General features: G+C 70.8%; 12 protein-coding genes and 1 pseudogene. 5 read left to right on the top strand and 8 right to left on the bottom strand.

The features are described from left to right. Positions 1 to 154 precede the first annotated feature (154 nt). On the bottom strand, positions 155 to 622 hold the full coding sequence (locus ACUKCB_RS15565; protein WP_473036337.1) for an Lrp/AsnC family transcriptional regulator: 468 nt from the start codon (positions 620 to 622) through the stop codon (positions 155 to 157). A 145-nt stretch (positions 623 to 767) separates the two neighbouring features. Here ACUKCB_RS15565 and ACUKCB_RS15560 point away from each other — a divergent pair, with 145 nt between their 5' ends. From ACUKCB_RS15560 to ACUKCB_RS15550, 3 genes are all read left to right on the top strand, one after another. Beyond that, on the top strand, positions 768 to 2,405 hold the full coding sequence (locus tag ACUKCB_RS15560) for an alpha/beta fold hydrolase (RefSeq protein ID WP_473036336.1): 1,638 nt from the start codon (positions 768 to 770) through the stop codon (positions 2,403 to 2,405). A gap of 109 nt (positions 2,406 to 2,514) precedes the next feature. Continuing rightward, positions 2,515 to 3,354, top strand: coding sequence for a GNAT family N-acetyltransferase (locus ACUKCB_RS15555; RefSeq protein WP_473036335.1), 840 nt, complete (start codon positions 2,515 to 2,517; stop codon positions 3,352 to 3,354). 149 nt (positions 3,355 to 3,503) lie between these two features. After that, positions 3,504 to 4,733 carry a Bcr/CflA family efflux MFS transporter gene (locus ACUKCB_RS15550; RefSeq protein ID WP_473036334.1) on the top strand — a complete coding sequence of 410 codons (1,230 nt, stop codon included), beginning with the start codon at positions 3,504 to 3,506 and terminating at the stop codon, positions 4,731 to 4,733. 75 nt (positions 4,734 to 4,808) lie between these two features. Here the strand turns inward: ACUKCB_RS15550 and ACUKCB_RS15545 are convergent. Continuing rightward, positions 4,809 to 5,120: pseudogene (locus ACUKCB_RS15545) on the bottom strand (phosphotransferase); the annotation flags it as partial. A 9-nt stretch (positions 5,121 to 5,129) separates the two neighbouring features. Then, entirely contained in the window at positions 5,130 to 6,323 is a 1,194-nt protein-coding gene (locus tag ACUKCB_RS15540; RefSeq protein WP_473036333.1) for an epoxide hydrolase family protein, read from the bottom strand. A gap of 82 nt (positions 6,324 to 6,405) precedes the next feature. Between ACUKCB_RS15540 and ACUKCB_RS15535 the strand changes: the two genes are divergently transcribed. Beyond that, a complete protein-coding gene (locus ACUKCB_RS15535; RefSeq protein WP_473036332.1) occupies positions 6,406 to 6,981 on the top strand; it encodes a CGNR zinc finger domain-containing protein in 576 nt (191 codons plus the stop codon). Positions 6,982 to 7,072: 91 nt separating this feature from the next. Here the strand turns inward: ACUKCB_RS15535 and ACUKCB_RS15530 are convergent, their stop codons facing one another. From ACUKCB_RS15530 to ACUKCB_RS15515, 4 genes are read right to left on the bottom strand one after another with little or no spacing between them, the layout of a single operon-like run. After that, positions 7,073 to 8,761 (bottom strand): ABC transporter ATP-binding protein, encoded by a 1,689-nt coding sequence (locus ACUKCB_RS15530; protein WP_473036331.1) that lies wholly within the window; start codon positions 8,759 to 8,761, stop codon positions 7,073 to 7,075. Continuing rightward, entirely contained in the window at positions 8,758 to 9,642 is an 885-nt protein-coding gene (locus ACUKCB_RS15525; RefSeq protein WP_473036330.1) for an ABC transporter permease, read from the bottom strand. The genes ACUKCB_RS15530 and ACUKCB_RS15525 overlap by 4 nt, the downstream gene beginning before the upstream one ends. Then, a complete protein-coding gene (locus ACUKCB_RS15520; protein ID WP_473036329.1) occupies positions 9,639 to 10,574 on the bottom strand; it encodes an ABC transporter permease in 936 nt (311 codons plus the stop codon). The genes ACUKCB_RS15525 and ACUKCB_RS15520 overlap by 4 nt, the downstream gene beginning before the upstream one ends. 44 nt (positions 10,575 to 10,618) lie before the next feature. After that, on the bottom strand, positions 10,619 to 12,223 hold the full coding sequence (locus ACUKCB_RS15515; protein WP_473036328.1) for an ABC transporter substrate-binding protein: 1,605 nt from the start codon (positions 12,221 to 12,223) through the stop codon (positions 10,619 to 10,621). Between the two features lie 721 nt (positions 12,224 to 12,944). Here ACUKCB_RS15515 and ACUKCB_RS15510 point away from each other — a divergent pair. Next, complete coding sequence (locus ACUKCB_RS15510) at positions 12,945 to 13,472, top strand: ATP-binding protein (protein ID WP_473036327.1); 528 nt, start codon at positions 12,945 to 12,947, stop codon at positions 13,470 to 13,472. 77 nt (positions 13,473 to 13,549) lie between these two features. On the opposite strand, the gene ACUKCB_RS15505 is transcribed toward ACUKCB_RS15510, so the two are convergent. After that, positions 13,550 to 14,398, bottom strand: coding sequence for an AMP-binding protein (locus ACUKCB_RS15505; protein WP_473036326.1), 849 nt, complete (start codon positions 14,396 to 14,398; stop codon positions 13,550 to 13,552). Positions 14,399 to 14,501: the final 103 nt, after the last annotated feature.

Below are 14,501 nucleotides of genomic sequence, written 5' to 3'. Positions count from 1 at the left end.
CGGGCCTGCCGGGACCCCGGACGCGCTCCCTGACGGCGTGCCGGGGTCCTTCGGCGTTGGCGGCCGTCCTGGTCGCGCTGCACGCCGTCCACGTGGTGTTCGGTGGCGGATCGGGCTGTGGCCGTGCGATCACCGGAGGGCCGCCGGTCCGGACCTACCGGTCCAGGCCGGCGGCTCCGGCGAGGACGGGCTGGTCGACCAGTCGGGACAGCACCAGGGTGCTCTTGGTGCGTACCACGAAGGGTTCGGCGCCGATGCGCTCGATGACCTCTTCCAGGTGGTGGGTGTCGCGGGCGCGGACCTGGACTATGGCGTCGGCCTCACCGGTGACGGTGCACGCCGAGGTGATCTCCGGGTAGCCCGCCAGGCCGACGCGGATCTCGCCCGGGGAGGTGCGCGCCCGGCAGTAGAGCTCGATGAAGGCCTCGGTGGTCCAGCCGATCGCCTGGGGCTCGACGACCACGGTGAAGCCGCGCACGGCGCCGGACTCGATCAGGCGGTCCACCCGGCGCTTCACGGCGGAGGGACTGAGACCGACCTCGCCACCGATCTCGGCGAAGCTCATCCGCGCGTCCGCGCCGAGTATCGCGATGATCCGCTCATCGACACGATCAAGCCGCATTGTGCCCCTTTTGTCCACGTCTGATACGACCAGGGCACATGTTACCGGGAGAGTGTCCACCTGGGCCCCGTGTCGCTTCCCCATGTCACCCTCAGTAACAGAGACAATGCACAAGGACAATATGGTCGGCATCGGGGGTAGACGAGTGCGATCGACGGGCACGCAGTGGGCAGCCATCTCCGCCGGGGCCCTGCTGGCTTCCCTGCTGGCCGCACCGGCGGCGCACGCCGCCCCCGGTGAGGTGACGGTCGCGCCCGCCACCCGCATCGACCAGAAGGCGCTCGACTGGCAGCCCTGCGAGGACCTCGAACCGGTCGGCGGCACGAGCCTGGAGTGCGCCGCCATCACCGTCCCGCTGGCCCGGACCACCGGCGACGAACGCGTCAACGACCTCGCCGAGACCGTGGAGATCGCCCTCTCCCGCGTTCCCGCCACCGGCACCGCGGAGCACACCGTACTGGTCAACCCCGGCGGACCGGGCAGCGCGGGACGCATGTGGGCCGCGCACACCCACAACCGGATGCCCGAGGAACTCCGCCGGACCCACGACGTGGTCGCCTTCGACCCGCGCGGCATGGGAGCCTCCACCCCCGCCGTCAACTGCGACCCCGATTTCTTCGCCCCGGTCCGCAAGGACACCGTCCCCGCCGACGCCCTGGCGGAACGGGCCCTGCTCGCCGACGCCGAGGCCTACGCCGCGGCCTGCGCAGAGGACGCCGGACCGCTCCTGGACCACATGCGCACCGAGGACACCGCGCACGACATGGACGACATCCGGGTCGCCCTCGGCCTGGAGCAGATCGACTACCTGGGCTACTCCTACGGCAGCTATCTCGGCACCGTCTACGCCTCGCTCTACCCCCGCAGCGTGCGCGCTCTGGTCCTGGACAGCGTCGTGAACCCGGACAACCCCTGGTACGAGAGCAACCTCGTGCAGAGCCGAGCCCTGGACCGGTCCGCCGGAAACTTCTTCGACTGGGTCGCCCGCCACGACGACACCTACGGTCTGGGAACCGACCGGGAGACCGTCGCCGGGGCCTACTACGACCTGCGCGCCGAACTGCGGGAGAACCCGGCCCGGGACACGGTCGGCCCCACCGAACTGGAGGGTGCCGTCATCGTCGTCGCCTACAGCGGCAAGACCTGGCCCGCGGTCGCGGGCGCCCTGGCCGCCCGGATCAACGAGGACGACCCCGACCCGCTCCTCGCCCTGCACGAGGCCTACGGCGACGACGCGGACAGCGACCCCGGTTACGGCGGCTACCTCGCGGTCCAGTGCACGGACACCCTGTGGCCCCGGGACTGGGACATCTGGCGCTCGGACGCCCGGGAGGTCCACCGGGACGCACCCTTCATGGGGTGGCACAACATCTGGTACAACGCTCCCTGTCTCTTCTGGGAGGGCGAACCCGACCTCTGGTTCCAGGTCGGCGACGGCCCCTACGAGCACCCTGCCTACGACGGCGACGTCCTCCTCGTCCACGCCACCGAAGACGGCGCCACCCCCGTGGCGGGGGCGCACGCCCTGCGCGACCGCCTGCCCGGCTCCTCCCTGGTCATCGAGGAGGGCGGTGTCACACACGGCGTCGCGCTCACGGGCAACACCTGCGTCGACGAGGCCGTCGTCGCCTACCTCCGGACGGGGGACCTGCCGCAGCGCCGAGACCAGGGGCCGGACCTGACCTGCGACGCCCGGCCCGAACCGCAGCCGCGCACCGCCCAGAGCACCCCCCGTACTCCGGTGGACCGACTCGGCCCGGTCGGACTCGAAACATCCAGGTGAGTCCGGGCAGGTGGTCGAATAGTCTGGAATCGGCGCGAATTCGTCGTGGGCCCGCGAGCCGCTCCGGTATCCCGCCGGACACGGTGACCGGGTAGATGGGGGAGATGCGATGCTGCGAACCTCGGCGGTTCGGATCCTTGGAGAACGAGACCGGGAGGCCGTCAGCGCGCTCCTGGACACCGACCCCGTGGGCAACGTCTTCGTCGCCTCACGCCTGATGACCACCGGTATCTCCGGGGGCGGCGGTGCCGAGGTCTGGGGCCACACCGAACGCGGCAGGCTCACCGCCCTGTGCTACTCGGGCGCCAACCTCGTCCCGGTCAACGCCGGACCGGCCGCCGTGCGCAGCTTCGCCGACCACGCCCGCTGGCGGGGCCGCCGCTGCTCCTCGATCGTCGGCCCGGTGGAGGCGGTCAACGACTTCTGGCAACAGGTCACCCCGGCCTGGGGCCCGGCCCGCGTGATCCGGGCCAGCCAGCCGGTCCTGGAGATCGACGGGCCGCCCGAGGTCGCCCCCGACCCACTGGTGCGACGCGTCCGGATCCACGAGATCAACACCCTGGTGCCCGCCTGCGTCGCCATGTTCACCGAGGAGGTCGGGGTGCCGCCGGACTCCGGCGACGGCGGCGCGCTCTACCGCGCCCGCGTCGAGGAACTGGTCCGCACCGGCCGCGCCTTCGCGCGGATCGAGGACGGCCGCGTGGTCTTCAAGGCCGAGATCGGTGCCGTCACCCGGCACGCCTGCCAGGTCCAGGGCGTGTGGGTACATCCCGACCTGCGCGGCCGGGGCCACTCCAGCGCGGGTATGGCCGCGGTGGTCAACTACGCGCTGGCCGAGATCGCACCCCGGGTGACGCTGTACGTCAACGACTTCAACACCCCGGCCCGCGCCACCTACCAGCGGGTCGGCTTCCGGCAGGTCGGAGAGGTCATGTCGGTGCTCTTCTGACCGTGCCCGCCCGATGGCCGCGCCCGCCCGAATCCCCTTCCTGACCGGTTCCCGTCAGGTTGGGCCCGGGCACGGGGGCGCCGGCGCGACGGCTCGGTACCGTGGACGGGCCGCCCCGCCCACGTCCCCTGGTGCCCGAGAGAGGCCTGATGCTCCGCAACCCGACCGGGCGCGCCCGCCTGGGCCTGGCCCTCCTGCTCGCCCTGCTCACGGTGTTGGGCCCGCTCAACATCGACATGTACCTTCCGGCATTTCCGGAGATCTCCGCCGACCTCGGGGCCAACGCCTCACAGGTGCAGTTGAGTCTGACCTCCTGCCTGGTCGGACTCGCCGTCGGTCAGGTGGTGATCGGGCCGCTCAGCGACGCCCGGGGTCGCAGGGGCCCGCTCCTGGTCTGCCTCGCCCTGTTCGTCCTGGCCTCGGCCATGTGCGCCCTCGCCCCCGGCACGGCGGTGCTGGTGCTCGGCCGCTTCCTCCAGGGGTTCACGGCCAGCGCGGGCGTGGTGCTCTCCCGGGCGGTGGTGCGCGACGTCTTCGACGGCGCGGCGCTGACCCGGTTCTTCGCCCTGATCATGGCCGTGGTCGCGGTGGCACCGATGGCGGCGCCCGTGCTCGGCGGCGGGGTCCTGTGGTTGCCCTTCACCGACTGGCGGAGCGTCTTTTGGACGCTCGCCCTGCTCGGCGCCGTGATCGTGCTGGTCGTCGCCCTGCGCCTGCCGGAGACCCTTCCGAGGGAGCGCCGCATCCCCGGCACCCCGGGCGGCAGTCTGCGCACGATGGGCGCCCTGCTGCGCGACCGCCGGTACCTGGGTTACACCCTGGTGGTCGGGCTGCTGCACGGCGGCAGCTTCGCCTACGTCGCCGGGACCCCGTTCGTCTACCAGGACCTGTACGAGGTGTCCCCGCAGGTCTTCGGGGTGCTCTTCGGGGTCAACGGCATCGCGATCATCCTGGGCAGCACCGCCGTGGGCCGGCTCAGCGAGAGGTTCGGTGAACGCTCCCTGCTGCGTCTGGCCGTGGCCACCGCGGTGGCGGCAACGTCGGTGGTGCTCGCCACCGCGCTCCTCCAGGGCCCGCTGGTGCTCCTGGTCGTGCCCATCTTCGTCTACATGACCTGCATGGGCATGGTCCTCACCGGCTCGTTCGCCCTGGCGATGGAGGGCCAGGAGAACCGGGCCGGGAGCGCCGGCTCACTCCTGGGCGCCCTGCCCATGCTGATCGGCGCCGCGGTCGCCCCCCTGGTCGGCCTGGACGAGTCCACGGCGGTCCCGATGGGCGCGCTCCTGTTCGGCACCTCGGCCCTGGGGCTGCTGGTCATGGCCACCATGACCCGCCCGCCGGCCAGGACCGACGTTTCCGACCCCGACCCTCACCCGTGACCCCGGCCCAGACCTGGAGCCCCGCTGCCCGGTCGCCTGCCGTTCCCACGTGACCTCCGGCGGCTTCCACAGGTCGTCCAGCCGCTCGTCCATCATGTCGAGGGTCTGCCAAGGAGGGCCGTCGCGCAGCGCGCGCAGGAGTTCTTCTCCGAACAGTCGCCCCTTCGGGAACTCGTCGCCACGATCCCGACGCCACGCCGCGACCATCGAGAGGACGAGCTGTCGGCACTCGTCCAGCAGCCCTCGGTCGATGTTCGGGTAGTGCTCGCAGACCGTCTCGGGAACATGGGCGAGGTCGAACTCGACGGGGCCACGGCAGCACGTCTCGAGGTCGACGAACAACGGGCCGTTCTTCGTGTTGAGCACGTTGCCTGGATGCGGCTCGCCGGTACGGCCTTACCCCTGCCGTCCCTCCTCGTGCCGATGAGCGGCCAGCACCGCCGCGAGGCCCTCCCGCAGATCCTTGACGAAGTACTCGGGAACCTCCAGCGACGGGAAGTGCCCCCCGGTTTCGGGCGAGTTCCATCGGACGATCTGCCGGTACCGTTCCTGTGCCCAGGGACGCGGATACTTCTCGATGTCGCGGGGATACGTGCTGACCGCCGACGGGACGTCGACCCGGAGGTCGGGGTCCAGCGAGTCGTGGCTCTCGTAGTAGATACGCGCTGACGACGCGCCGGTCCGCGTCAGCCAGTACAGGGTGACGTTGTCGAGAACGCGGTTCCTGGAAACCGTCTCGAACGGGCTGTCCTCGGTGTCCGTCCACTCGGCGAACTTGTCGAGGATCCAGGCGAGAAGCCCGACGGGTGAGTCGACGAGCGAGTAGCCGATGGTCTGCGGCCGGGTCGCCTGCTGCTTCGCGTACGCCGCGCGGTGGTGCCAGAAGTCCCGGGTCTGCTCGGTCCACCCGCGTTCGACCGCCGTCAGTCCGTCCGTTGCCAACCCCGGCGGCGCATGCGCCACCGTCGTGTGGATGCCGAGCACGTGCGCCGGGAACCTGCCTCCGAGAACCGTGGTGACGTTGCTTCCCCAGTCGCCGCCGTGGGCCAAGAACCTGCCGTAGCCGAGCCTTCCCATCAGCTCGACCCAGGCGGCCGCGATCCTTTCGATTCCCCACCCGGTGGCGGTCGGCTTGTCGCTGTACCCGAAGCCTGGTAGCGACGGGGCCACGACGTGGAACGCCGGCGCGTCCGCGTCCTTCGGGTCCGCCAGCTCGTCCACCACGTCGGTGAACTCGGCGACGCTGCCCGGCCAGCCGTGGGTCAGGACCAGCGGAGTGGCGTCCGCGCGTGCGGACCGGCGGTGCAGGAAGTGGATCCCCAGACCGTCAACGTTCGTGCGGAACTGGCCGATCCGGTTCAGGCGCTCCTCGAACGACCGCCAGTCGTACCCGGTGCGCCAGTAGTCCACGACATCGACGAGATCGGCGAGCGGAACGCCCTGTTCCCAACGCCCCGGGCCTGGTGCGGAGCGGTGGACCGTCTCGGTCTCCGGCAGCCGCGCCGCGGCCAGCCGCGCGCGCAGATCGTCGAGGTCGGCGTCGGTAGTGCGGGCTTCGAACGCCTGCACGTCGCTGTTGGGACGGAGCATGAGACCTCCAGGCCATTGTGGAACCGTCTAAGCCGGTTCTAATACTCCTCCGAGTCCTGCCGCAACCGGCTAAGGTGGTTCCATGTGCGCTGGCTTCCCTGAATTCCGCCTCGGCAACGTGCTGGCGACCAGCTTCACGGCGACTCTGTCGGAGCGTCACGGCGACGCTGTGGAGCGCGTCCCCACGCCGCACCGACTCGTCGACTGGCTGGCCGTGAGCGGCCTCGCCGTGGACTCCTGCACCACTGCCCAGCTCGACCTCGCTCGTGAGCTGAGGGAGTCGATCCACGCCGCAGCGACAGCGGCCGCGACCCAGGACGCCCTCCCGGAGGTCGCCGTCCAGGTCATCAACGACCGCAGCGCTCAGGGCCGGGCCGCGGCGATCCTGACGCCCGAGGGCAAGCGGTGCTGGCGGCTCAGCTCCGCCTCCAGCGTGGAAGACGCCCTCAGCGTGATCGCCGCCGACGCGATCAGCGTCATCGCGGGCGAGCGGGACGGAAGGCTGGCCCTGTGCGCATCGCCGACCTGTCAGGCCGCTTTCTTCGACACCAGCCAAAGCCGCACCCGCAAATGGTGCGACATGAACACGTGCGGAAATCGCCAGAAAAAGGCGCGCTTCAGGGCCAACCAGCGCAAAAACCCCGAATCAGCGCAGTGATGGTGGCCTCGGTGCGTCCGAGTGACAGCGAGGGGGCGGGGTGCGCGTCCCGCGCACCCCGCCCCCTCTTCCGGACTCGTTCTCCGTTCGTCTAGCCCTCCACGGCCCGCTCCTCCTCCGCCAGGCCCAGACGCTCCTGGGCGCCCGGGAAGGACAGCTCGAAGTCCGGGGTGTCGGCGATCAGCGCGCGCGTGTACTCGTGCTGCGGTGCCGACATGACCTGACCGACCGGACCGTACTCGACGATCTCGCCCTTGTTGAGGATGGCGACCCGGTCCGCGATGTTGGACACCAGCGCGATGTTGTGCGTGACGAACAGCAGCGCCATGCCCTGGTCCTGGAGGCCGCGCAGCAGCTTCACGATCTCCGCCTGCACCGACACGTCCAGCGCCGAGGTGATCTCGTCGCACACCAGCAGGGCCGGGTCGGTCGCCACCGCACGCGCGATACACACGCGCTGGCGTTCGCCCCCGCTGAGCTGCTCGGGGAAGCGGTCCGCGTAGGAGGCGGGCAGCGCGGCCCGCTCCAGGGACTCGGCCACCACGGCGTCCGGGTCCTTCGGACGGCCCACCAGGTGCCGGTACGGGCCCAGGATCTGCTCCCGCACCCGCTTGCGCGGGTTCAGCGCCTCGTACGGGTTCTGGAACACGTACTGCACCCGGCGGCGCTGCGCGGCCGTACGGCGGTAGCTGCTGGTCGCGAGCCGATCGCCGTCGAAGAGGACCTCACCGGTGAACTGGTGGTGCAGACCCGCCACCGAACGCGACAGGGTCGTCTTGCCCGAACCCGACTCGCCCAGCAGGGCCACGCACTCGCCGCGGGAGACCGAGATGTCGATCCCCTCCAGCACCTTCGTGCGCCCGTACCCGGCGGTCAGACCGGAGACCCGCAGCAGCGGCTCCTCCTCCGGCTCGGCCTCCTCGTGCCCGGACGTCCGCAGCAGCGGCACCGCCAGCAGCAGTTGCCGGGTGTAGGCGTGCCGGGGGTCGGAGAGCACCTCGGCGGCGCGTCCGCGCTCGACGACCTCGCCCCGGTACATGACCGCGATGTCGTCGGCCAGGTCGGCCACCACGGCCATGTCGTGGCTGATGTACACACCGGCGGTCCCGTAGTCACGGGTCATCGCCCGGATGGTCTCCAGCACGTGCGCCTGCGTGGTCACGTCCAGTCCGGTGGTCGGCTCGTCGAGCACGATCACCTCCGGACGGCCCACGAACGCCATCGCGATCGCCACCCGCTGCTGCTGGCCGCCGGACAGCTGGTGCGGGTAACGGCGCAGGAAGGCGTCGTCGTCGGGCAGCGCCACCTCGCGCAGGACCTCGCGGACCCGCCCGACGACCTCCTGCTCCGACAACGAGTCGTCGTGCAGGGCCTCCCGCAGCTGTACACCCAGGCGCAGGGCCGGGTTGAGCGCGGAGGCGGGCGACTGGGGGATGTAGGCCACCGCGCGGCCGCGCAGCCGCCGGACCCCCTTCTCGTCCAGCCCGGCCAGGTCCTGGCCGCCGACACGCACATGGCCGCCGGTGATCTCCGTGGCGCGCTTGCAGTGCGCCAGCAGTGACAGCCCCAGCGTGGTCTTGCCCGAACCGGACTCCCCGACCAGGCCGAGGATCTCGCCCCGCTTCACGGTGATCGAGACGCCGCTGATGATCTCGACGTCCGAGGGGCGACCGATCACGGTCAGCCCGTCGACCACCAGCACGGCCTCGCCGTCGCGGGCCGCGCCGCCGGTGGCCCCGGACCCCGTGTCCGTGTTCTCCGTGTGCTCGTTCTCCGTCACTTCTCGACCCCCCGGTCGATACCGATCGCCGCACGGGAGAGCCCGTCGGTGATGAGGTTGGCGCCGACGGTCAGCACCGCGATCGCCGTCACGGGCAGTGCCACCGCCCACGGCTGCACGGCCATGCCCTGGCGGTTCTCGTTGATCATCAGGCCCCAGTCCGCGGTGGGCGGCTGCAGGCCCATGCCGAGGAAGCCGAGCACGGCCACCACGCCGATGGAGTAGGTCAGGCGCAGACCCAGCTCCACCAGCAGCGGGCTGGTCACGTTCGGCAGGATCTCCACCGTCATGATCCGCCAGCGCGGCAGCCCGATCGCCTCGGCGGCCTTCACGTAGTCCTGCTCGATCACCTTGCGGGTGGCCTCGCGGATGACCCGGGCGACCCGCGGCATGTGCGAGACGGCGATGACCGCCACGATCAGCCACACCTTCGGGCCGATGATCGACATCACCAGCAGCGCGGCGATCAGCTGCGGGAAGGCCAGCAGCACGTCGTTGGTCCGCATGAGGACGTCGTCCACCCAGCCGCGGCGGTAACCGGCGATGATGCCGACCACCGTTCCGGCGGCCACGCCGACGGCGGCGGCCGAACCGGCCAGCAGGAGCAGCGTCCAGCCGCCCCACATGAAGCGGGTCAGCACGTCACGGCCGCGGTTGTCCCCGCCGAACAGGGCACCGTCGACGCCCGTCTCGTACGGTTTGGCCACGAACTCGGTCGGGGTGTACGGGGCCACGAACGGGCCCAGTACGGCGATCAGGACGATGAGGGCGGTCAGGGCCACACCGACCTTGGTGCGGCCGAACCGCCACGCGGTCCGGAAGAGCCCCGGACGGCGCCGCGCCGGCGCCGCGGGGGCGGTACTCGTCGAAGATCCACTCATCGGTTCGCGACCCTCACCTTCGGGTTGGCCGCCAGCCCGATCACGTCCGCGATCAGGTTGACCAGGATGTAGATCCCCGCGATGAGCAGAACCACGGCCTGGATCAGCGGCACGTCGCGGTTCTCGATGGCGTCCATGAGGACCTTGCCGACACCGGGGAAGTTGAACAGGAACTCGATGGCCACCACACCGCCGGCCAGCCAGGCCAGTTGGAGGGCGACCACCTGGGCCACCGGCCCGATCGCGTTGGGCGCGGCGTGCCGCCACAGCACCGTGCGCTCGCTCATGCCCTTGAGCCGGGCCTGTTGCACGTACTCGCTCTCCAGGACCTCGATCATCGTCGCCCGCATCATGCGGACGATCGGCGGGGCCACCGCCAGCGCCAGTGTCAGCACCGGAAGGATCCACTGCTCGGGGCCGCCCTCACGGGCGTAGACGGACGGGAAGAGTCCCAGGCCGCCCGGGCCGAGCATCAGGATCAGCAGGATGCCGACCACGAACTCGGGGATGGACGCCACGACCAGGGTGCCCATCGAGGAGGTGTGGTCGAAGGTGCGGTCCCGGCGCAGGGCGCTGAACGCGCCGATGAACAGGGAGACGGGGGTGGCGACCAGGGCTGCCAGCCCCATCAGGGTCAGCGAGCTCTGGACGGGGCTCAGAAGGTACTCGGCGACGGGCAGCCCGTTGGAGAAGGAGGTGCCCAGGTCGCCCTGGACGATCCCCTGGAGCCATTGCATGTACTGCACGGCCACGGGCTCGTGCAGGTTGAGCTGGTCGCGCAGCGCCTCCAGCCGCTCCGGGGTGGCGTCGCGGCCCAGGATCAGCTGGGCCGCGTCGCCGGGCAGTGCCTGCGTGGCCGCGAAGACCACGAGGGACACCGCCCAGAGCGTCAGTGCGCCGAAGAGGAGGCGGACGACGATGAGTCGGGTCATGGTGAGCTTTCGTCAGCGGGGTGGGCTCGGGAACCGGACGTCCGCTAGGACTGCTCCTTCCACATGGTGTGGAAGGCGTAGGAGCCGAGCGGGTGCCCCGAGACCGCCGGCTCCAGGCCGTGCACGGAGGCGGCGTGGGCGTCGAGCAGGTTCACGAAGCCCCACACGATGTAGCCGCCCTCCTCGTACTCGATCTCCTGCGCCTTGCGGATCAGCTCGTTGCGCTCGTCCTCGTCGGCGGTCCGGCGCGCCTCCTCCAGGTAGCCGAGCCACTCCTCGTGCTCGCCCCACATGGTCTCGTTGTAGGGCGCGCCCACGATCGAGCCCTGGGCGGTCTGGGTGATGTAGTTGCGGGCGCTCCAGAAGTCCTGGCCGAAGGCGTAGGGGAAGCCCTCCTCCGGGCTCCAGTAGTCGCTGGGGTTGACCCGGCGCAGGTTGACGGTGACCCCGGCCTCGCGGGCCTGCTCCTGGAAGACCTCGGCGGCGGCGACCACACCGGCGTTGATGTCGGAGGTGACCAGCTCGACCTCCAGCCCGTCCTCGTGGCCGGCCTCGGCCAGCAGGCGCTTGGCCTCGTCGATGTCCTGCTCGCGCTGCTCGAAGTCCTCGGGGTAGGAGGGGTCCATCCGCGCGTACATGTCGTTGCCGATCTGGCCGTATCCGGCCAGCGCCTGGTCGATCATCTCCTGGCGGTCGACGATCAGCCGGAAGGCCTGGCGGACGCGGACGTCGTCGAAGGGCTTCTTCTCGATGTTCATCGTGAACGGCAGCCACATGCCGGTCTCGGACTCCAGGATGTTCACGCTGGGGTCGCCCTCGATGATGGCGACCTGGGCGTGCGGAACCTGGCTGATCACGTCGACGGTGCCGCTGCTGAGCGCGTTGACGCGGGCGTCGTCCTCGGGGAAGTCCACGATCTCCAGCTCGTCCACGTAGGGCCGGCCCTCGACGTGGTAGCCCTCGTGGCGCTCGAAGACGCTGTACTCGCCGACCTTGAACTCGGAGTACTTGAAGGGGCCGGAACCGATCGGGTTCTTGGGGTCGTAGCCCACCGGGACGACGCAGTTGTAGTACTCGGCGAGTGCCTCGGGCAGGGTCACGAAGGGTTCGTCGGTGCGGATGACCACCGTGCGGTCGTCGACGATCTCGGTCTTGGCCAGGTCGACGCCCTCCAGGTCGCCCGCGCCGCGCATGGGGTTATCGGGGTCGAGGATGCGCTCCAGGGAGAAGAGGACCGCCTCGGCGGTGACCGGGGAGTCGTCGTGGAAGAGCAGCCCCTCCCGCAGCACCACGGTCCACTCGGTGGCGTCGTCGTTGGGCTCCATCGACTCGGCCAGGTACGGCTCGAGCGTGCCGTCGTTGGCGAAGTGCATGAGGGAGGTGTAGAGGGCGTAGTTGCGCGCGATGTCGACGTTGTCGGTGGGATTGTGCGCGTCCAGCGTGTCGTTGGCGCCGCCGCCGGCGATGCCGACCTTCAGGCGGCCGCCGTACTGGGGCTCGCCGCCGCCGGCGCCGCCGGACTCGGAGTCACTGCCGCAGGCGGCCAGGACCGGTGCGACGGCCGCGCCGGCGGCGGAGGCCTTGAGCAGGCTCCGGCGGGAGGTGAAGCGGTTCGCGGCGGGGGTGGAGTCTTCGGGCAGGGCAGGCACGGGACACCTCATGTGGGACGGGGAACTTCGGTCGGCCGACACCGTGGTGACACGGTGGGGCTGGAGGTACCCCTGGGGTTTTTGTCGGTATCGGCCCCCAACGATCCTTGTTCGCACTACAGGAAGCGTCAAACGACGGCGTGAGCGGGATGGGGGTGTCCAGGAGATTTCCTGCCGTCTGTCTGGAGTGGTGTTTCGGAGACTGTTGAAACACGCTGTGGCCTGGGGGTTTCAGGTGGTATGGGCGGGAGCCGAGAGCGGTCGTGTGCGCATGCCGCCCGAGCCGTGCCAGCGCTCATGGGCGCGCTTCCATCGCTTCCCGTTGTGTCCTCATCGTTGTCGCCGGGTAGCGAAAACGTGGCGTTTAGTCGCTGCTTTTTCGTGTTTCCCGGTGGGTCGGCTACCCAGGGTGAGGTCTGTTCGGCCGGGCTCGGCCCCGGGTGCGTTCCCGAGACGGCGGCCCCCGTTCCGGGGGCGTGCGCGGGTCGGGCGGCGGTCCGGTCGCTGTCGGGTATTGCCAACGTGTTACACCTCACATGGCCGGTACTGGACCGCGGGCAGTTTCCTTTGTCCTCATCGGGGAGGACACGGGACGGGGTTTTGTGGCCAATCCCCAGCGTTGGGAACGCGGGTGTGCTGTTCTGGAGCAGGTACACCCTTGTCTAAGGTGAGTGCAGGCGGCGCAACCCGCGCGCCCGTCGCGGGTGATTGGAGTGACCGGATGGCTGAGGCGAGGCAACTCCGGGACCACGTGCCCGCGGATGCCCCAGACGCCGCGACGTCGACCGCACCGACGATCGACGTCGGCGACCTCACGGGTGGGGTCACCGACCACACCGTGTGGAGTTGTGCGGGGAACCTGACCGCGGTGCGGTCCATCCGCGCCCGGGTCCGTGAGTTCCTCACCAGGACCGGGCACAGCGAGGGTGCCATGGACGACGCCGAGCTGGCCGTCAGCGAGCTGGCCACCAACGCCCTGCTGCACTCGCGTTCGGGACAGAGCGGCGGGGTGATGACCCTGTTCATCCGCTCCGACGCGGGTCGGCTCCGGGTGGCCGTCGCCGATCAGGGCGAACGCGACCCGGCCGACTCCGAGGGCGGTCACGTCCGGGAGGACGGCGGCGACTACGGGCGCGGCAAGCTCATCGTCGACAGCTGCGCCACGCGCAGCGGCGAGTACCGGAGCGAGGCGACGCACGTGGCCTGGTTCGAGATCGACGACGAGGTCGCCGTCGCCGAGCCCGCCTGAGCGGACCGGTGCGGGACCCGGCACGGGCCCGCGTCGACGTCTCCGCGCGGGCGTCCTGCCCCCGGCGATCGGTACGCCTAACGCACGCCGTCCGGGTGGGGGAGGCTGATCCGGGTGGGCGCGGGGTCGCACGCGACCGTCACCCGGCGGCCCTCCGGCGGCGGACAGTCGTCACCCGCGACCACGCAGGCCCCGGTCCACAGCGCCAGCGCCACCAGGGCGAGCCGGGTGGCCTCGTCCCCCCGTTCGCCCACCGCGACCACGTCGTCGGCGGTCAGGGCCAGCCCTGCGCGCAGTTCCGCGAAGCGGGCCAGGAGATCGTGGTGGGTGTGCAGGGTGGTGAGGATGTCGTCGCCGACGGTCTCGTAGCCCAGGAGTCCGTTGTCGAACAGTCCGCGTGCGGGGCTGTAGCCGTTGCCGTCGGGACTGGGCAGCAGCAGGTCGGCGAAGGGCGTCGTGCCCAGGGCGGTGCCGAACGTGATGATCTGCCGGATCCGCGACCGTTCCGCCAGCTCCAGGGCCCGTTCGGCCAGGTCGGCGCTGACCAGGAGCAGCCGTGCGTCGGTCTCCGCCAGGGCCCGGTATTGGGTGCGCAGGTCGGATTCGGGCGCGACGGTCAGGGCGCGCCCGCCCACGGCCATCACCGTGTACGAGGCCAAGAAACGGTCGGGGGAGACGGGGGCGAGTACGCCGACGACGTCCCCGAGGCACATACCGCGGCGGCTCAACCCCGCGGCGGCCTGTTCGACCGTCGCGGCGAAGGTCAGCGCGTCGGTCCGGCCGGAGCTCCCCCGGATCGTCCCGCCGCGGCCGGGCCGCAGTCTCAGACGCTCGCACAGGCCTCCGGTGAGTGAGCCGATCGGGTCGTCCCGACGCGGCAGGTGACGGCCGGGTCGTCCGGTTCCAGAAGTCAGCCCTACCCCCATGCGTTCTCCCCTTCGAACAGCGTTCTGGCGGGACCGCTACCCGGGCTCGTCACGCCCCCTCCACGTGACGAGCCCGGAAGCGCCGTGCCGGGCGTTCGCCGCG

This window comes from Nocardiopsis moroccensis (genome assembly GCF_055763695.1).
This window is presented reverse-complemented; position numbering and strand designations above follow the sequence as displayed.

Bases quoted from the DNA above. Each gene is read 5' to 3' on its own strand.
- ACUKCB_RS15525 (WP_473036330.1), bottom strand. From the start codon at position 9,642: ATGAGTGGATCTTCGACGAGTACCGCCCCCGCGGCGCCGGCGCGGCGC.
- ACUKCB_RS15540 (WP_473036333.1), bottom strand. From the start codon at position 6,323: ATGCTCCGTCCCAACAGCGACGTGCAGGCGTTCGAAGCCCGCACTACC.
- ACUKCB_RS15565 (WP_473036337.1), bottom strand. From the start codon at position 622: ATGCGGCTTGATCGTGTCGATGAGCGGATCATCGCGATACTCGGCGCG.
- ACUKCB_RS15520 (WP_473036329.1), bottom strand. From the start codon at position 10,574: ATGACCCGACTCATCGTCGTCCGCCTCCTCTTCGGCGCACTGACGCTC.
- ACUKCB_RS15505 (WP_473036326.1), bottom strand. From the start codon at position 14,398: ATGGGGGTAGGGCTGACTTCTGGAACCGGACGACCCGGCCGTCACCTG.
- ACUKCB_RS15510 (WP_473036327.1), top strand. From the start codon at position 12,945: ATGGCTGAGGCGAGGCAACTCCGGGACCACGTGCCCGCGGATGCCCCA.
- ACUKCB_RS15555 (WP_473036335.1), top strand. From the start codon at position 2,515: ATGCTGCGAACCTCGGCGGTTCGGATCCTTGGAGAACGAGACCGGGAG.
- ACUKCB_RS15535 (WP_473036332.1), top strand. From the start codon at position 6,406: ATGTGCGCTGGCTTCCCTGAATTCCGCCTCGGCAACGTGCTGGCGACC.
- ACUKCB_RS15550 (WP_473036334.1), top strand. From the start codon at position 3,504: ATGCTCCGCAACCCGACCGGGCGCGCCCGCCTGGGCCTGGCCCTCCTG.